Here is a 17,211-nt window from a genome sequence, read left to right on the forward strand (position 1 = left end):
AGCCGGCGACGAACGCGCCCCCCTTCTGACCGCCCTCGCAGCCCTTCGAGCACGTCTCGAGAGGGCTGCGAGGGCGGTCGTGCAGCCTTCTTCGAGCCCGTACCCGCACGGCATCCGGCGGATGAGCGAGCTGCCGCCGCACGACAGGGGCGAGGACCGTCCCGGTGGAGCACGAGCCGGGGACGAACATCTCGCGGCCCGCACCGGCCGGTAGGGTCGCGGCAGCGCACTCGTCTCCTCATCGAAAAGGAAAAGGTCATGCTTCGAGCGTGGAACTCCGACTGCGATGTGGTCTCATGAAAATCCTCGTCACCGGCGGTGCCGGATTCATCGGCTCGCATTACGTACGGACCATGCTCGACGGGGGTTATCCGGGTTTCGAGGACGCCCATGTGACGGTCCTGGACGCGCTGACCTACGCGGGAAACCGTGACAACCTCCCCGCCTCCCATCCGCGGCTGACCTTCACACACGGGAACATCCTCGACCGGGAACTGCTGGGCGGTGTCCTCGACGGCCAGGACGTGGTGGTCCACTTCGCGGCCGAGAGCCATGTCGACCGTTCGATCGCCAGCGGGGCGGCGTTCGTCCGCACGAACGTGGAGGGCACGCAGGCGCTGCTGGAGGCCTGTGTGACGGCAGGCGTCCAGCGGGTGGTGCACATCTCGACCGACGAGGTGTACGGCTCCATCGAGGAGGGCGTGTGGACCGAGGAGTCCCCGCTGCTGCCCAACTCGCCCTACGCCGCGTCCAAGGCGTCCTCCGACCTGATCGCCCTGGCCTACTTCCGCACCCACCGCCTCGACGTCTCGGTCACCCGCTGTTCCAACAACTACGGCCCCTACCAGCACCCGGAGAAGTTCATCCCGCTCGCCGTCACCAACCTGCTCGAGGGGCGCCCCATACCCGTCTACGGGGACGGCGGGCAGATCCGCGAGTGGCTGCACGTGGACGACCACTGCCGCGCGGTGCAGCGGGTCCTCGAGCAGGGCAGGGCGGGCGAGGTCTACAACATCGGCGCCGGCACGGCCGTGGCGAACCTTCAGCTGGCCCACCAACTCGCGAAGCTGTGCGGGGCGGGGCCGGAGATGATCCGGCACATCACCGACCGCAAGGGCCACGACCGGCGCTACGCCCTGGACCAGGGCAAGATCGAGCGGGAGCTCGGCCACCGGCCGCTGACCGGCTTCGACGCCGGCCTGGCCCAGACCGTCGCCTGGTACCGGGACAACCCCCGCTGGTGGAAGCCGGTCAAGGACAGCGGTGGTCGGCCGTGAGCGCCCCCGCACAGCTGGTCGCGCGTACCGGGGCGCACATCGCCGAGCGCCTGGCGCTGTCGGCCGCGACGGCCGAGGGCGCGCACACCGCGACGGCCGAGGTGCCGGGCTGGCTGGCAGAGCACCGGCGGGCCGGCGCGACCGTCGTCCGGCGGATCCCGTTCGCCGGGCTGGACCACTGGTCGTTCGCCCCGGACACCGGTGACCTGCGGCACAGCAGCGGGCGGTTCTTCACCATCGAGGGACTGCACGTCGTACGGGGCGGGGCCGAGTGGCAGCAGCCGATCATCGTGCAGCCGGAGATCGGCATCCTGGGCATCCTGGCCAAGGAGTTCGACGGGGTCCTGCACTTCCTGATGCAGGCCAAGATGGAGCCCGGCAACCCCAACCTGGTGCAGCTCTCCCCCACCGTGCAGGCCACCCGCAGCAACTACACCAAGGCCCACGGCGGAACGGAGGTGCGGTACCTGGAGCACTTCCTCGCCCCGCGGCCGCAGCAGGTGCTCACCGACGTCCTGCAGTCCGAGCACGGCGCCTGGTTCTACCAAAAACGCAACCGCAACATGATCGTCGAGGTGGACGGCGACGTCCCCGTCCACGACGCCTTCCGCTGGCTCACCCTCGGGCAGATCCTGCGGCTGCTGCGCCTGGACAACGTCGTGAACATGGACGCGCGCACGGTGCTGGCCAGCGCCCCGGCGCTGCCGGCCGAGACCAGGGCGCTGTCGTCCGACTCCGCCCTGCTGGCCTGGTTCACGGGCGAACGGGCCCGGCACGACGTGCGCGCGCGCCGCATGCCGCTGCGCGAGATCGCCGGGTGGCAGACCGACGAGCACTCCGTCAGCCGCGTCGACGGCAGGTTCTTCCGCGTGGTGGCGGTGTCGGTCGAGGGCGCCGGCCGTGAGGTGGCCGGCTGGACCCAGCCGATCATCGAACCGGTGGAGCACGGGGTCGTCGGTTTCGCCTACCGCCTCTTCGACGGCGTCCCGCACGTCCTGGCGCACGCACGCGTCGAGGGCGGCTTCCTGGACACCGTCGAGCTCGCGCCGACCGTGCAGTGCGTGCCCTCGAACTACGCCCCCGCCGGGGCCGAGGAGCGCCCGCCGTTCCTCGACGCGCTGCTGAACGCCTCCCCGGACCGCGTTTGCTACTCCACCGTCCACTCCGAGGAGGGCGGCCGGTTCCTCAACGCCGAGAGCCGCTATCTGATCGTCGAGACCGACGAGGCGACCACCCCCACCCAGCCGCCCCCGGGATACCACTGGGTCACACCGGGCCAGCTGAACTGGCTGGCCGGACACAGCCGCTACGTCAACGTGCAGGCCAGGACGCTGCTCGCCGTCCTCGACGCGGCACTCCAGGGGGGCGGCACACACTGAACCGGCACGCCCCCCGCACCCGGCCGGGGCACGCCCCCGTGCCAGGGGTCCCCGGGCCGGGGCGATCCACGGGCCCCGGGGCGCGTGATGCGTGACGCGAACAACGTAAGGCCCTGTCCGGGGATGAGCCGCCGGACAGGGCCTCAAAGCCGCGCGGAGGTTACTGGGCCGCGGTGAGCCGGCTTGTCATGGGGGTCCAGGTCTTGGGGTTGATGCGCCAGTCCACCGGCTCCTGCTTGGTGGCGACGTTGACCCGGTTCCAGAGGTTGACCAGCCCGATGTGCAGGACCACGGCGGCGAGCTGCACCTGGTTCCAGTGCCGGGCGGCCTCCTCCCAGACCTCGTCCGACACCGGATCCACGCGGTCGTCGATGCGTGTGGCGGCCTCGGCCAGCGCCAGTACGGAGCGTTCGGCGTCGGTGAAGCAGGTCTGCTCCCGCCAGGTCTCCACCAGCGGCAGACGGTGGTCCTCCTCCCCCGCCGCCTCGAACTCCTTCTGCTTCCTGGGCAGGTGGACCGTCCGGCCGTTGATCTGGCTCACCCGCAGGTGGATGAGCACAAGCGTCTGCAGCGGCACGCCGACGCTGTTGACGGCCTTGACCAGTGCGCGCATGGGCGGAAGGACATCGGGAACCACCAACGAGGGGTTGGGCATCCGCGGCGACATAATTCTCCTTCGCATGGGGATCGGAAATCAGTTTGCCCTCGGGGCCGCCTTTTCTCAATGAATCGAAATTGCGGCGGCCGGTTCATTCTTCGGGCGCCTGGCGGCATGTGCGAGGGCCTGGTGGAGTCGTTTGTCGGCCGTGTGCCCGGATTCCCATTGCACCCCGATCGCAAAGGGATGGCCGGTGACTTCGACGGCCTCGACGGTGCCGTCCTCGGCCCGTGCGGTGACGGTGAGGCCGTCGCCGATCCGGTCCACCGCCTGGTGGTGGTGGCATGCCGTCTCCGGCGCGTCCTCCTCGAGGATCGCGGCGATCTTGCTGCCGGGCAGCAGCTTCAGCGGCAGGCGGCCGAGGGTGAAGGACTGCGCCTGCGGACGGTGGCCGTCGTGGCCGGTGACGTCCGCCAGGTGCTGGTGGAGGCTGCCTCCGTGCAGCACGTTGAGCAGTTGCATGCCGCGGCAGATCGCCAGCACGGGCAGGCGGGCGTCAAGTGCCCTTCTCATCAGCGCCAGTTCGACGCGGTCGGCGTCCGGGCTCATCGCCCGGGTCGCCGGGTGGGCGCCCTGGCCGTACAGCGCCGGGTCCAGGTCGGGGCCGCCGGGGACCAGCAGTGCGTCGAGCCGGCCGACCAGGTCCTCGGCCCCCGGCAGCAGCGGCAGCAGCAGGGGCGTGCAGCCCGCCTCGGACAGGAAGGCCACGTGGGACTGCAGTGCCAGGGCGACGAGAAGGTCGCTGCCCTGGAGGGTGACCGGCGCCGTCCGCGCGCAGATCCCGATCACCGGACGCCGCCGGGCGGGCACCGGATCGTTCGTGAGTGAATTCATGACCACCCTCGTGGGTTTCCGGGTTCAACCGAGGAAAGTAAGCAGATGGAACACGGGGCTTCCCCGGACCGTCACAGCTGCCAAAATATCCGTGCCCTGATGCGCGGGCCATCGTTCACGGCCGCTCCAGGCTGCGACTACTGAACAGATAGCGATCCTGCTATCACAGGTGCCCGGGGGGAATTCTGCCCCGGCGTAACTCTCGCAGGCCATTCAACCGAGGTGACCATGATCGAGGCGAAGAACCTCACCAAACGCTACGGCGACAAGACGGCCGTGAACGATTTGTCGTTCACGGTCGAGCCCGGCCGGGTCACCGGCTTCCTGGGCCCCAACGGCGCAGGCAAGTCCACCACGATGCGACTGCTGCTGGGACTGGACAGGCCCGATGCCGGCCAGGCCACCGTCAACGGCGTGCCCTACCGCGAACTGGCCCGGCCGCTGCGGGTGGTGGGAGCGCTGCTGGAGGCGCGCGCCGTGCACACCGGGCGCAGCGCCTACGACCACCTGCTCTGTCTCGCGCAGACCCAGGGCATCGGCCGGCGCCGGGTCGAGGAGGTCATCGAGCAGGTCGGGCTGGCCTCGGTGGCCCGCAAGCGGGCGGGCGGCTTCTCGCTCGGCATGGGGCAGCGGCTGGGCATCGCCGCCGCGCTGCTCGGCGATCCCGCGGCGCTGGTCCTGGACGAGCCCGTCAACGGCCTCGACCCCGAGGGCATCCTGTGGATCCGGAACCTGATGAAGTCGCTGGCGGCCGAGGGCCGCGCCGTCTTCGTCTCCAGCCACCTGATGAACGAGATGGCGGTCACCGCCGATCACCTCATCGTCATCGGCCGCGGCCGGCTGGTCGCCGACTGCTCCACCGAGGAGTTCATCGAGCGGAGCACCCAGCGCTCCGTCCTGGTCAGGACGCCCGACGGGGCGCAGCTCGCCGAGCTGCTGCGGGGCAAGGGCGCCACCGTCACCACCACCGACGAGGGCGACCTGGACGTCACCGGGCTGGAGGCCCCGCGCATCGCCGAACTCGCCGCCGCCGACGGGCTGGTGCTGCACGAGCTGTCGACCCGGCGCGGCTCCCTCGAGGACGCCTTCATGGAACTGACCAAGGACGCCGTCGAGTACGACGCCGGCGTGCCCGCCACCGGAGGTACGAAGTGACGACCGCAACCGCCCCCGCGTCCGGCCCGGCCACCCAGGGCCGCGGGCCGGGCCTGGGGAACCTGATGCTCTCGGAGTGGACCAAGATCCGCTCCGTGCGCTCCACTGTCTGGTCGCTGGCCATCCTGGTGGTGCTCACCTTGGTGTTCACCGCGCTGTTCATGGAGATGGGCATCGCGAACTGGGACAAGACCGACGCCTCCCAGCGGGCCGAGATGCGGCTGGACCCGACGGGCACCATCCTGGGCAGCGGCATCCTGCTCAGCCAGCTGGCGGTGTGTGTGCTGGGCGTCATGGCGATCGCCTCGGAGTACTCCACCGGCATGATCCGTGCCAGCCTGCTCGCGGTGCCCCGGCGGGTGCCCGTGCTGGCGGCCAAGGGCACGGTGTTCGCCCTGCTGGTGCTGGCGGTGGGCGAACTGACCGCGTTCGGCTCCTTCTTCATCGGCGCGCCGATCCTGCACGGCAAGGCGCCGGTCGCGATCGGCGATCCGGGCGTCCTGCGGGCCGTCGTCGGCTGCGGCCTCTACCTCGCCCTGCTCGGCCTGTTCGCCCTCGCCGTCGGCGCGATCATCCGGCACACCGCGGCGAGCATCACCGTCGTCATCGGCTTCGTCCTGGTGATCACCCCGATGGCGGGCCTGCTGCCCGGCAGCGTGGGCGAGCACGTCCACGCCTGGCTGCCCACGCAGGCCGGCTTCATGATCACCCAGCAGCACTCCCGCGCCGGCGACGTGCTGGGGCCCTGGCAGGGCCTGGGCGTGCTCGCGCTGTGGACGGCCGTCCTGCTGGCCGTCGCCGCGGTGCAGCTGCGGCGCCGCGACGCCTGATCCCCCGCGGGCATCCGCCTTTTCGCGGATGCCCGCGGTGCGGCGTTTCCAGGCAACGTCGACCTGCTCTCCACTACGGCTGGAGACCCTCCTGCGACCCTCGTCGGCAGCGGCGGCAGCGGCGGCAGCAGAGAGGGAGTTACCGGAATGGCTCAGAACAACGCGCAAGCCGTGTCGATGACGAGTGCATTCAGTCCCGTCCGGATGGAGGGCGCCGGATCGTCGGCGCACACCGAATTCGACCTGAAGAACTTCGAGAAACTCCCGGCCCGTGAAGTCCCCATCGCCGCGCTCTCTCCCGGGGTTTCCCTTCGCCAGGGCGGAACGGACGCCGCGCATGTCCGGCTTCTCGTCGACGCGGCGGATTCGGCGGAACTTCCTCCCATTCTCGTCCAGGTGGACGGCTGCCGTGTCATCGACGGGCTGCACCGGCTGGAGGCCGCCCGGCTCATGGGCGACGACAGCATCCGGGCGCACTTCCTCGACTGCTCCAACTCCGAGGCGCTCGTCATCGCCATGAAGGCCAACGGCTCGCACGGCCTGCCGCTGTCGAAGGCCGACCGCGTCGCCGGAGCCCAGCGGGTCCTGGGCTCCCACCCCGACTGGTCCGACCGTGCCATCGCCGGCATCACCGGGCTGAGCGCGAAGACCATCGCGTCGCTGCGCGAGCGGTCGGCGATCGCGACGCCGCTGGGCGGCAAGCGCATCGGCCAGGACGGCAGGCGGCGCCCGGTGGACGCGGGCGAGGGCAGGCGGCGCGCCGCCGAGTACATCGCCGCCCACCCCGACGCCCCGCTGCGCCAGGTCGCCCGGGCGACCGACGTGTCGCTGGGCACGGTGCACGACGTCAGCGCACGGCTGCGGCGCGGCGAGGGGCCCGAACGCAACGGGCGCCGCACCCATACCGCACGCCCGCCGCACATGCGGCCCGTGCCGTCCGTGCCGTCCGTGCCGCGGCCCGACGACCTGACGGCGGACACCGACGCGGCCGCCGACGGCGTCCGCCGGGTGCCGCTGCGGGTGGCCGCAAGCGCCGAGGTGCCGCCGGCACCGCCGCAGCGCAGGAACCACACCGACACCCCGCCCACCTGGGCGGCCGTGGCGGCCAAGATGGCCACCGACCCCGCCATCCGGTACACCGCGGGGGGCCGGGAGTTCCTGCGCTGGATGCAGTCGCACGCCACCGAGCCCGGCGAGGACTGGCGGCGGCTGGTGGACGCGGTCCCGCCGCACTGGCTCGGCGTCGTCGCCCCGATCGCCGAACACATCGGCAAGGAGTGGTGCCTGCTCGCCGAGCGGCTCAAGGCCCGCCAGGAACTGTGCCGCAGCCCCTCCTCCTGACGGCCCGGCAGACGCCGCCTGCCGGTATCAGGCCCCCGGTGACGGCGCCGAGGCGCCGGGCAGCAGCCACAGCCGGGGGGCGGGCCGGTCCCGGCCCGCGGGGAGCGGGCCCGGTGGGGCGGCCGCGCAGCCGGGGTGGGGCACGACCGTCGCCGGTGGTTCGAGCTCGGGCAGGGCGAGCAGCACCGGCGGATCGGCCGGGTGTGCCAGGCGCAGCCGCACCGCCGCGCTGGTGACGGCGCCGGCGGTGACGGTCACGGCGGTGGTGCCCCGGTCCCCGACGAGCGCGCTCCGCACGGCCTGCGGATCGTGGCCGGTGCCCGCGGCCACCGCCACCGCCACCGCCAGCAGATGCCAGCTCCCCTCGGGGACCTCGGGCAGGACGTAGCAGGACGGACGGTCGCACGGCACGTCGACGACGGCCGACGCCAGGGCCGGGTACTGCACGACGGCCGTGGCGAAGGCCCCCAGGTACACGCGCGCGTTGCCGTGGCCCTGCGGCAGCCTGACGGTGCCGGCGACCGAGCCGTGCCGTGACCTCGGACCCGCCGGCCGCGGTGGCGGCAGCCCCTGCCCCTCCCCGCGGCACAGCCGGCGGAACCGGCCGGGAGACAGCCCGACACCGGCCGTGAAGGCATGGGTGAACGAGCCCAGACTGGTGTATCCGACCGCGGCGGAGATTTCCGCAATGGTCATCGAGGTGCCGCCGATGAGCCGCTTGGCCTCGTGAATACGGACCGCGGCGAGGAATCTGCCGGGGCTGACCCCGGTCTCCTCCTTGAAAACGCGCGAGAAATGGAAACGGCTGAGCCAAGCTTTTCGGGCGATGTCCGTGACGGTCAGCGGATCACCGAAACGCTCGCGCATATACGCGACCGCGTTTTCCACTGCTGGGTCCATGGCCCACCTCACCACCTGTCGGTCCACTCGACAGGATGGCTCGCGGCCGTCGTGATCCGCTCGAGTCACGCTCGGGATCCGCTGCAGGCTCACCGCAGGTCCCGGGCCTTGAAAAGGGATCAGGATCGAAGAAGCCCGCAGAACGGGCCCGCGGCTAGCGTGAGGCCATGGACCTCAACCCTCATACGAGTTCCCTCAACCTGGCCCGCATACAGCAGCTGCGCTCCGGCACCGAGTAGGGAGGGGCCCTGCCATGTGTCACCCCGCTTGGCGGCAGGCGCAGATCGCCGCGCAGCACCTGCTCGACCTCGCGCGCCTGCGCCGCGTCCGCGACCGGATCGGCCGGCAGTACACGCAGCCGCTGGACGTCGAGGCCCTCGCCCGCGAGGCGGGCATGGCGCCCGGCCGGCTCAGCCGGCAGTTCCGCGACGCCTACGGCCAGTCGCCGTACGCCTATGTGATGACGCTGCGCGTCGAGCAGGCGATGGCCCTGCTGCGGCACGGCGAGGCCGGCGTGGGCGAGGTCTGCCGCGCGGTCGGCTGCCCGTCGGCGGCCGCGTTCACCACCCGCTTCACCGAGCTGGCCGGCATGGAGCCCGGCCTCTACCGCAGCCGGGCGGCCCTCGGCACGGCAGGACTGCCGTGGCATGCGAGGGCGGCGGTGCCGGTATCGAGCAGGAATGAAGAAGCCCCGGCGAGCACGGCGCGGCTAGCGTGATCGCCATGACTTCTCTCGCATCCGTCACTTTGGAGGTGGCCGACGCCACGGCCGCCGACCGCTTCTACTCCGCCGCGTTCGGGCTGGGTTCGCAGGTACGCCTGCGGGCCTGCGAGACGCCGACGGCCGGCTTCCGCGGGTTCACGATGTCGATCACCGTCTCCCAGCCGGCCGACGTCGACGGCTTCATCGCCTCCGCCCTCGAGGCGGGCGCCACCACGCTGAAGCCGGCCTCGAAGTCCCTGTGGGGCTACGGCGGCGTCGTGCAGGCCCCGGACGGCACCATCTGGAAGCTGGCGACCTCGTCGAAGAAGAACACCGGCCCCGCCACCCGGAAGATCGACCAGCTCGTGCTCCTGCTGGGCGTGGAGGACGTCAAGGCGAGCAAGCAGTTCTACGTCGAGCAGGGCCTGTCCGTGGCAAAGAGCTTCGGCGGCAAGTACGTCGAGTTCGCCTCCGCCGACGACGCCCCCGTCAAGCTGGCCCTGTACAAGCGGCGGGGCCTGGCCAAGGACGTGGGGGTGAGCGAGGACGGCAGCGGCTCGCACCGGATCGTGCTCGGCGGCACCACCGGGGCCTTCACCGACCCGGACGGCTTCGCCTGGGAGCCCGCACCGGTGACGTCCACGCCGGCCTGATCCGAACCGAAAGACCGTGGGCCTGAACGCCGTGCGGGGCGATGCCCCCGCGTGAGAAGGTCACGTTGAATCCGGCAAGGAAGGAACAACCGCCATGAAGCGCACGCAGTCGTCCGCCGAGAACTCCGGTTCGGCCGCCGGGAAGCACGAGGGCTTCACCGCCGAGGAACGGGAGGCGATGAAGGACCGGGCCAAGGAGCTGAAGACCGCGCGACGCGGGTCCAAGGGGGACCCCGAGGGCGAGGTGCTCGCGAAGATCGCGGAGATGGAGGAGGCGGACCGGGTCCTCGCCGAGAAGCTCCACGAGATCGTCAAGGCCAGCGCCCCGGAGCTCACGCCGAGGCTGTGGTACGGGATGCCCGCCTACGCCAAGAACGGCAAGGTCCTGTGCTTCTTCCAGAGCGCGCAGAAGTTCAAGTCGAAGTACGCCACGCTCGGTTTCAGCGACCAGGCGGCGCTCGACGACGGAGCGATGTGGCCGACGTCCTACGCGCTGACCAAGCTGACCGCCGCCGAGGAGAAGCGCATCGCCGCCCTCCTGAAGCAGGCGGTGGGCTGAGGGCGGGTCTCTCCTTCCGGGGCCGGCGTCCCTTCCCGGGCGCTCGTCCTGGGCAGGGCCGCACACGGGCGAGCCCACCGAGCGGTGCCGGTCGCGGGCACCGCTCGGTGGGCTCCGGTCGTCCGGGAGGACGAGGGGACGGGGTGCCTCAGCGGAAGGAGATCCCCGTACCGACCGGGCCGGTGGCCTCCAGGTAGGCGACCAGCTGGCACGCTTGCGTGCCGCAGTCCACGGTCACGGAGGTGCCGGTGCCGGTGCTCCAGTCGGTGGCGGTGAACTGCTTGTGCACGGTGTAGGGGGCGGTGAAGCTGCCGTCGGCACCGACGGTGACCTTGGTCAGCGCGTCGGTGCACGTGGTGCTCTCCCGGCACTGCGACACGGCGACCTGGGCGCCCGCCGGGAAGCCGGTGCCGGTCACGGTCACGGACTGGCCGTCGGCCAGGCCGCTGCTGGGCGAGGCGGTCACCGCCGCGGCCGCGGAGGCCGGGCCGGTGGAGAGGGCGAGGGCGGCCACGGCGGCCGCGCCCAGCATGCCGGTCTTGGTCAGACGCGAGCGGATCTGCATGTTCGTCTCCCCGATGGGTGCGGAAAGCGGATATGGAACGGCGCGTTCCTGTTGATCACGCCTCACCCAGAGTCGACCGGAGCGCATGAGACCGGCTCGAAGACCACTTGAGTCCCAGCGGAAGGCGTCCGGGTCTGCGCACCCCCCGTCCGGCGCTGCGCGGAGCCTGTTTTCGGGGAGTTGTCAGTCGGTGGACGACACCACCGGGATGCTCGTCAGCGGCGCCCGGTTCGACACCTCGGACCAGACCCGTGACCGGATCCGGGAGCGCACCCCGGCCGTCCGCGCGATCGAGCACACCATCGAGTACCTCGACCTGGTCGGCTCCGGTCACGGCTTCGTGGCCACGCTCGGCCGCCTGGTCCCACAGCCGCGCGGGCAGGAGTTCGCCGAGGACGAGCGCGAGACCGTGCGCCGTGGGATCGGCCGTGTCCGCGCTGCGGCGGACTGGCTCGAAGGAGCGCTCGACAACGGCGAGTTCACCCTGGAGGAGCAGCTGTTCCAGCTGCTCAAGGGCGGGTAGGCCGTGCCGTGGCGCCGGGAGACCCGGCCGCTGGCCGAGCACTACGGCGACCTGGTCCGTGTCGCCCTGATGGACGCACGCCCCGCGGGTCATGCAGCCCTGTATGCAGCTTCGGTGGAGGCGTCGGCAAAGCCGGGAGACGAGCCCCTGGTCTACCTGCGGAGCAGCCCGGCACGCACGCCGGCGCCGAAACCGGTGGCCCGGTCCGTGGCAGCCGGGGCGTCGGTCGGCTCGGGGTCGGGCAGCGCCTGGCAGATCGCGTCGGGGCCTGGGCCGCTGCGTGGCAGAGCACCGGTGGCCAGATATCTCGTCAGGTATTCATCGATGCACGGGTTGCCGTTGTAGAGGCTGACGCCGTGGTTGCCGCCGTGTTCCTCCACGACCAGGCGGGAGGCCGGCAGCAGCCGGTGCATTTCGAGGGCGCCCTCGTAGGGGGTGGGGGCGTCGTCCGTTGCCTGGACCAGAAGGGCGGGCGGGATCTTGGCATTGGCCACGTTGAGCGGCTTCAGGGACTTGACGGGCCAGAACGCGCAAGGGGCGTTGTACCAGGCGTTGTTCCAGGCCTGGAAGGGCGCTTTGGCGTACACGTCGGAGGTTTCGCGGTGCCAGGTGGTCCAGTCGCGAGGCCAGGGAGCGTCGCGGCACTGCACTGCGGAGTAGACGGAGTAGCTGTTGTCGCCTTCGGAGTCGACGGCGCCCAGCTCCTCGAAGAGGTCCACCAGGCGCGCCGTGTCATGGTCGTTGACGTAGGCGGCGAAAGCGTCTGCCATGGAGGGCCAGTAGCCGTTGTAGTAGGCGCCGGCCAGATATGTGTCCTCCAGCTCGAACGGCCCCACCTTGCCGCATCGTGCGGCGGAGCACCGCTGGCCATCGTCCGCCAGTACATCGAGCAGCAAAAACGTCCGCTCTAACGTGCACGTCAGAGCAGCCTTGAGATGCATTCATCCCCGGCGTGAACGCCCGGGCTTTCTGCAAGAATCCCGGTAACCGACGCGGTGAGAGCGAGCGCCACCATGACGGATCTCTTCACTGGGCACCTTCAGACACTGAGGGGGATCCCGACGCAGACGCACGGCAGGCCACACCGGACGCGGGGGTGCCGATCCTCACACACACCTGACACTGCGTCATGCAGGCTCGACGGCCCGCTCACCACGGCTCGGGCATCGATCACCTGGCTGGAGGCGCAGAGAGCCGAGCACCCGCATGCCCAACGCGCACGGTCAGCGGAGCACCGCAGGGCTGCCGCGCTGCCGTGCCTTACGGCAGACCCGAGTGCTACCGCGTGACGCTGCGCGTGCTGAAGCTCCCGAGCGCCAGCTATTGCGCCTGGCTCGCCCGTCGGCCGGCCGCCGCCACGGCAGCGGACCGAGGACGAACTCGCTGAGGAGATGGGGCAGATCCGTGGAGCGTCGCGTGGCGCGTAGGACTCCCCTCGCGTGCACGCCGCGCTGCGACGCAAGGGACAGGGCAGTTCGAGGCGGGACGCCGCAGCATGGCCGAAGGGTGAACTACCCCTGACGGGCCTGTTCGAGCAGGATCTGCGCGGCTGCGCGTGCGTGCCGGCCGTAATCCGGTTGATTCAGCACCATCGCACGGCTGGCCGCCCCGTCCGCGAGTGTGACCAACTGCTCGGCGAGGGCTGCGGGTTCGCGGCAGCCCAGTTCCGTCACCAGTCCCGTGACCAACCCCACCATCCGGAGCTTCTGCTCGCGGGCGTAGGCGTGGATCGGGCTCATCGGGTCGGGGAACTCGGCTGCCGCATCGATGAAGGGGCACCCGCGCACCGCGGACGTGCCCGTGGTCGTCACATCGAACAGGCGAAGGATCCGCTCGCGAGGGCTGAGGTCCTCTCGGACCAGCACGCTCTCCATGGTGTCCCCCGACGATGCGAGCGCCTGCAGGTAAGCGACCGCCAGGTCGTCCTTGGTCCGAAAGTGGGCGTAGAGCGTGCGCTTGGACACCGGTGCCTCCTCCGCGACCTGCTCCATGCCCGTCGCGGTGATCCCGTTGTCCGCGAACAACCGCGTGGCGGCGGCCAGAATGCGCTCCCTCGCCCCTCGCCCTCGCGTCGTGTCACTCGCCACAGCCATGACTCAAGTATACGCCTGCGTTTACCTCATCCGCGGTGAGCCAGTATGATCGGCATCAAGGTAAACGCATCCGGTTACATCGCTCTTGTGCAAGGAGTCGCCGTGACCTGGTCCCACCGCGCCGAACTGAGCGGCGCCGCGGAGAAGCTCATCCGAGGCCGGCGTGCGACGCGCGCTTTTCGGCCCGAGCCCGTGCCCGAGGAGACGATGCGCGCGATCTTCTCGCTCGCCGGAGCGGCGCCGTCCAACTCCAACGCACAGCCGTGGAGAGTGGAGGTCGTCAGCGGCGCACCACGCGACCGTCTGGCGGCGGCCCTGCGGGCGGCCCATGCCGCGCGACGGACATCGGTCGACCTCCCGTACAGCGACGACATGTACTCGCCGACGCAGCGAAAGCGGCGGGCCGCCTTCGGTAGCCAGCTCTACGGGGCCCTGGGCATCGGCCTCGACGACCACGCGGCACGCGCGGCATACGACGCCGAGAGCCTGGGCTTCTACGGCGCCCCGCACGTCGCGTTCCTCTTCGTCTCGGAACAGGACAACCCGCGGTTGGCCGCCGACGTCGGCGGCTACATGCAGACCCTGTTGCTGGCGATGTCCGCGTACGGCGTGGCCAGCTGCCCACAGGGACTGCTGAGTTTCTATGCCGACGAGATACGCGCCGAGCTCGGAGTCACCGGAGGGAAACTGCTTGTCGGAATCTCGTTCGGATACGCGGACACCATCGCGCGGGTGAACCGCGTCAACACAGGGCGTGCCGCGCTGGAGGAGACCACGACATTCCATGGCTGACCAGGCGCCGAGCCCCGAGATCCGCCAGTGCCGGACATCCCGGTCCGCCCGCCACCCGCTACGACGTCGGCAAAACCGTCAAACGCCCCGAGATCCTCAAGGCCATCGGCAGACCCGGTTCGATCTTGGTAGATGAAGAACAAGCTCAGGGACTGCCGAGCATGAAGCCCACGCCCCGTACCGTCACGATCCAGCCGCTGTCGCCCAGCTTGCCGCGCAGGCTGCTGACGTGGGTGTCGACGGTGCGGCGGGACCAGGAGTCGCCCCAGACCTGCTGGAGGAGCTGCTTGCGGGGGATGACGGTGTCCGGGTGCGAGGCCAGCAGGCACAGGAGGTCGAACTCCTTGCGGGTCAGGGCCACTTCCTCACCGCCGAGCAGGACCTCGCGGGCGCCCACGTCGATGTGCAGGCGGCCGTGCCGGATCTCGCGGGCGGCGGCCGGCTGCCACTCGGCGCGGCGCATCACGGCCTCGATACGGGCCATCAGCTCGCGCAGGCCGTAGGGCTTGGCGACGTAGTCGTCGGCGCCCGCCTGCAGGCCGAGGACACAGTCCAGTTCGGAGGCGCGGGCGGTGACGATGATGACGGGCACCCGGCTGACGGCACGGATGGCCCGGCAGACCTCCAGGCCGTCCAGGTCGGGCAGTTCGAGGTCGAGCAGCACCAGGTCGGCGTCCTCGTGGGCGCGCAGCGCCGCCCCGCCGCGCCGGACGCCGAGGGCCTCGTGGCCGTGCCGGCGCAACTGGGTGACCAGGGAGTCGGCGCAGGCGGGGTCGGCGTCGACGACGAGGACACGGCGGCCGGAGGGCATCGAGACGGTCGCACCGTGGCCGGCGGCCCCCGCCTCGCGGTCCGCAGCGGGCCGGGGGCCGCCCGGGCCCTCACCGGCGGGGCCGGCGGGCGGGCGGGTGTCGAGCAGCGCCTGTGCCGATGTCACGGTCATGCCTCCCCCGGGGGATCCGGTGCGGTGCGCGGGTGACGGGATTTGCCCTGACCGTGAATCTAGGCAAGCACGGTCGAGCCCCGGTACAGCCCGGCTGACCCGTGGGCGGGTGCTACCCGAATTCATTCGCAGTGCATCGGCCTTCAGGCCGGTGGTGAAGCGAATCTGACAGTGGCGACGCGGAGCGTCGCAGACTCAGGTCGGCGGTCCGAGAACCAAGGGATCGCCGTGGAGGACCTGTCGGTGGCGGGACTGGCCCGCACGAAGCTGGCCAAGTCCGTGCACGACGCCGGATGGGCATCGTTCATCAGCATGCTCGAATACAAAGCGGAACGGTACGGCCGTGCCCTGGTCAAGATCGGCCGGTTCGAGCCGACCTCCCAGACCTGCTCCACCTGCGGCGTCAAGGACGGACCCAAACCCCTGAACGTCCGGGAATGGACCTGTACCGCCTGCGGCACCGTCCACGACCGGGACACCAATGCCGCGATCAACGTGAAGACGGCCGCCGGACTGGCGGTATCGGCCTGCGGAGCGCCGGTAAGACCAGGAGCAATCCCGGCACAGCGCGAAGAAACAGGAAGCCACGGATTCCCGACCGAACCCCGTGCCGCGTAGCGGCACAGCAACGATCGAGAAGGCCAGAATCCTCGGGCTTCAGCCCGAGGTGCAAGTCAACGGACGCTTGCCTCCACGACCGAGATCGCCCCCGCCGTCTGCACCACCCGCTCCAGCCGGAAGCCCGCCTCGTTAAGCAGCTGCGCGTACTGGGCGGCGGTGCGCTCCTTGCCGCCCACGAGCAGCATCAGCCACAGGTCGACCAGCTTCGAGGCGTGCGCGGCGTTCGGCTTTTGCGGCACGACCATCTCCATCAGCAGCAGCCGCCCGCCGGGCCGCATCGCGGCGCGCACGTTGCGCAGGATCTCAAGGGCCCGCTCCTCGGGCCAGTCGTGCACGATGTGCTTGAGGATGTAGGCGTCCCCGCCCTCGGGCACCGGCCCGAACAGGTCGGCGGCCACCACCTCGCACCGGTCGGCGACCTGCTGCTCGGCCAGGTACTGCGCCGCGCCGTTGCCGTCCACCCGCGGGTCGGCGAGGATCCCCCGCACGCCCGGGGACTTCTTCAGGATGCCGGCGAGCAGTTCGCCGCGGCCGGCGCAGAAGTCCACGACCGTGGCGAACCGCGAGAAGTCGTAGGCGGCCAGGACCGGTTCGGTCTCGGTGGCGGACATGGCGCCCATGCCCTTCATGAACACCTCGCCGTACTCCGGCTTGGCCTCAAGAAACTCAAACGCCGTCATGCCGCGCAGCTTGGGCAGGCTCGGCTCGCCGGAGCGCACCGCGTCCACGAAGTGCGACCAGTCCTCCCAGTGGACCGGGTGGCCCATGAGCACCGCGATGCCGCGCATGGACATCGGGGCGTCCTCCAGCAACGCCTTGCCCATCGGGGACAGTGCGAAGGCCCCGTCCTTGCGTTCGGCGAAGACACCGTTGGAGGCGAGCAGCCGCATCAGCCGGTGCAGCGTCTCGGGGTGGGCGCCGACGCGCTCGGCGAGAGCGCCGGCGGGCAGCGGGCCGTTGCTGAGCGCCTCGGCGACGCGCAGCTCCGCGGCGGCGTAGAGGGCCTGGCTGAGCATGGCGCCCTGGACCATCTCCAGCAGCGAGAACGGTGCGGGGGCCAGCTTTTGTGCCAGCCTCCGCAGACCGGTGCGCACGCCTTCGACGGCCCGGACGAGGCGGGCGGGCGGCAGCGGCATGGATTCCTCCGTGGTGGGCGGCGGGCGGCCCGAGCGGCCGGCCCGCGGGCGGGCAGGTCGGCGCGCACCCCGGCCGTGAAGGGCCGGGTGCGCGCCTGGCACACCCACGCTCCGGTGCCGTGGACGGGCCGCGCTCGCAGCCGGCTCGAGCGGGCGCGGCGGGACTCCAGCCGGTTCCCACCCGCGCTCCGGGGGCAGTCGAGAGGGCCCGGTGACGATCGGGACCGTCCGTCTTGGCCGTGGCCGAGA

General features: G+C 71.0%; 17 protein-coding genes and 3 pseudogenes. 12 read left to right on the plus strand and 8 right to left on the minus strand.

What is annotated here, in order from left to right:
- Window positions 1-296 precede the first annotated feature (296 nt).
- Together rfbB and IE318_RS33180 are read left to right on the plus strand one after the other, a co-directional pair.
- Window positions 297-1,277: a dTDP-glucose 4,6-dehydratase gene (gene rfbB, locus IE318_RS33175; RefSeq protein ID WP_189906331.1), complete on the plus strand. Its 981-nt coding sequence runs from the start codon at window positions 297-299 to the stop codon at window positions 1,275-1,277.
- Entirely contained in the window at window positions 1,274-2,656 is a 1,383-nt protein-coding gene (locus IE318_RS33180) for an NDP-hexose 2,3-dehydratase family protein (RefSeq protein WP_189906333.1), read from the plus strand. The genes rfbB and IE318_RS33180 overlap by 4 nt, the downstream gene beginning before the upstream one ends.
- 160 nt (window positions 2,657-2,816) lie before the next feature.
- Here IE318_RS33180 and IE318_RS33185 read toward each other — a convergent pair whose 3' ends face one another.
- The gene (locus IE318_RS33185; RefSeq protein WP_229903907.1) at window positions 2,817-3,269 is read right to left on the minus strand and encodes a carboxymuconolactone decarboxylase family protein; all 453 of its coding nucleotides are present in this window, start codon (window positions 3,267-3,269) and stop codon (window positions 2,817-2,819) included.
- Window positions 3,270-3,377: 108 nt separating this feature from the next.
- Window positions 3,378-4,148: a gamma-glutamyl-gamma-aminobutyrate hydrolase family protein gene (locus IE318_RS33190; protein ID WP_189906335.1), complete on the minus strand. Its 771-nt coding sequence runs from the start codon at window positions 4,146-4,148 to the stop codon at window positions 3,378-3,380.
- Window positions 4,149-4,376: 228 nt separating this feature from the next.
- On the opposite strand from IE318_RS33190, the gene IE318_RS33195 reads away from it, so the two are divergent.
- The 3 genes from IE318_RS33195 to IE318_RS33205 all read left to right on the plus strand — a co-directional run bounded on the left by IE318_RS33195 (window position 4,377) and on the right by IE318_RS33205 (window position 7,474).
- A complete protein-coding gene (locus IE318_RS33195) occupies window positions 4,377-5,303 on the plus strand; it encodes an ABC transporter ATP-binding protein (RefSeq protein ID WP_189906337.1) in 927 nt (308 codons plus the stop codon).
- Window positions 5,300-6,133 carry an ABC transporter permease gene (locus IE318_RS33200; protein WP_229903908.1) on the plus strand — a complete coding sequence of 278 codons (834 nt, stop codon included), beginning with the start codon at window positions 5,300-5,302 and terminating at the stop codon, window positions 6,131-6,133. The genes IE318_RS33195 and IE318_RS33200 overlap by 4 nt, the downstream gene beginning before the upstream one ends.
- A gap of 147 nt (window positions 6,134-6,280) precedes the next feature.
- Window positions 6,281-7,474, plus strand: a complete 1,194-nt coding sequence (locus IE318_RS33205; protein ID WP_189906339.1) for a ParB/RepB/Spo0J family partition protein — start codon at window positions 6,281-6,283, stop codon at window positions 7,472-7,474.
- Window positions 7,475-7,501: 27 nt separating this feature from the next.
- Here the strand turns inward: IE318_RS33205 and IE318_RS33210 are convergent, their stop codons facing one another.
- Window positions 7,502-8,374, minus strand: a complete 873-nt coding sequence (locus tag IE318_RS33210) for a helix-turn-helix domain-containing protein (RefSeq protein ID WP_189906341.1) — start codon at window positions 8,372-8,374, stop codon at window positions 7,502-7,504.
- A 253-nt stretch (window positions 8,375-8,627) separates the two neighbouring features.
- Between IE318_RS33210 and IE318_RS33215 the strand changes: the two genes are divergently transcribed.
- The 3 genes from IE318_RS33215 (at window position 8,628) to IE318_RS33225 (ending at window position 10,289) form a co-directional block, all read left to right on the plus strand.
- The gene (locus IE318_RS33215) at window positions 8,628-9,092 is read left to right on the plus strand and encodes a helix-turn-helix transcriptional regulator (RefSeq protein WP_189906343.1); all 465 of its coding nucleotides are present in this window, start codon (window positions 8,628-8,630) and stop codon (window positions 9,090-9,092) included.
- Window positions 9,093-9,097: 5 nt separating this feature from the next.
- Window positions 9,098-9,730: a VOC family protein gene (locus IE318_RS33220; protein WP_189906345.1), complete on the plus strand. Its 633-nt coding sequence runs from the start codon at window positions 9,098-9,100 to the stop codon at window positions 9,728-9,730.
- Window positions 9,731-9,824: 94 nt separating this feature from the next.
- Window positions 9,825-10,289 (plus strand): iron chaperone, encoded by a 465-nt coding sequence (locus IE318_RS33225; protein WP_189906346.1) that lies wholly within the window; start codon window positions 9,825-9,827, stop codon window positions 10,287-10,289.
- Between the two features lie 148 nt (window positions 10,290-10,437).
- Here IE318_RS33225 and IE318_RS33230 read toward each other — a convergent pair whose 3' ends face one another.
- Window positions 10,438-10,854: an enediyne antibiotic chromoprotein gene (locus IE318_RS33230; RefSeq protein WP_189906348.1), complete on the minus strand. Its 417-nt coding sequence runs from the start codon at window positions 10,852-10,854 to the stop codon at window positions 10,438-10,440.
- 190 nt (window positions 10,855-11,044) lie between these two features.
- Between IE318_RS33230 and IE318_RS33235 the strand changes: the two genes are divergently transcribed.
- Window positions 11,045-11,377: a DUF6192 family protein gene (locus tag IE318_RS33235; RefSeq protein ID WP_229903909.1), complete on the plus strand. Its 333-nt coding sequence runs from the start codon at window positions 11,045-11,047 to the stop codon at window positions 11,375-11,377.
- A 152-nt stretch (window positions 11,378-11,529) separates the two neighbouring features.
- On the opposite strand, the pseudogene IE318_RS33240 reads toward IE318_RS33235, so the two are convergent.
- Window positions 11,530-12,219 (minus strand): annotated as a pseudogene (locus tag IE318_RS33240) (alpha/beta hydrolase); the annotation flags it as partial.
- Here IE318_RS33240 and IE318_RS46885 point away from each other — a divergent pair.
- Window positions 12,211-12,288, plus strand: a pseudogene (locus IE318_RS46885) (IS200/IS605 family transposase); the annotation flags it as partial. The pseudogenes IE318_RS33240 and IE318_RS46885 sit on opposite strands and share 9 nt — an antisense overlap.
- A gap of 600 nt (window positions 12,289-12,888) precedes the next feature.
- Here the strand turns inward: IE318_RS46885 and IE318_RS33245 are convergent.
- On the minus strand, window positions 12,889-13,470 hold the full coding sequence (locus tag IE318_RS33245; RefSeq protein WP_189906352.1) for a TetR/AcrR family transcriptional regulator: 582 nt from the start codon (window positions 13,468-13,470) through the stop codon (window positions 12,889-12,891).
- A 102-nt stretch (window positions 13,471-13,572) separates the two neighbouring features.
- Between IE318_RS33245 and IE318_RS33250 the strand changes: the two genes are divergently transcribed.
- Complete coding sequence (locus IE318_RS33250; protein WP_229903910.1) at window positions 13,573-14,262, plus strand: nitroreductase; 690 nt, start codon at window positions 13,573-13,575, stop codon at window positions 14,260-14,262.
- 145 nt (window positions 14,263-14,407) lie between these two features.
- Here IE318_RS33250 and IE318_RS33255 read toward each other — a convergent pair whose 3' ends face one another.
- Window positions 14,408-15,073, minus strand: coding sequence for a response regulator transcription factor (locus IE318_RS33255; RefSeq protein ID WP_189906387.1), 666 nt, complete (start codon window positions 15,071-15,073; stop codon window positions 14,408-14,410).
- 342 nt (window positions 15,074-15,415) lie between these two features.
- Here IE318_RS33255 and IE318_RS33260 point away from each other — a divergent pair.
- Window positions 15,416-15,823, plus strand: a pseudogene (locus IE318_RS33260) (RNA-guided endonuclease InsQ/TnpB family protein); the annotation flags it as partial.
- 56 nt (window positions 15,824-15,879) lie between these two features.
- Here the strand turns inward: IE318_RS33260 and IE318_RS33265 are convergent.
- Entirely contained in the window at window positions 15,880-16,962 is a 1,083-nt protein-coding gene (locus IE318_RS33265; RefSeq protein ID WP_189906354.1) for a methyltransferase, read from the minus strand.
- Between the last annotated feature and the right edge of the window lie 249 nt (window positions 16,963-17,211).

The sequence above is a fragment of the Streptomyces spiralis genome, assembly GCF_014654675.1.
Lineage (GTDB): Bacteria > Actinomycetota > Actinomycetes > Streptomycetales > Streptomycetaceae > Streptomyces > Streptomyces spiralis.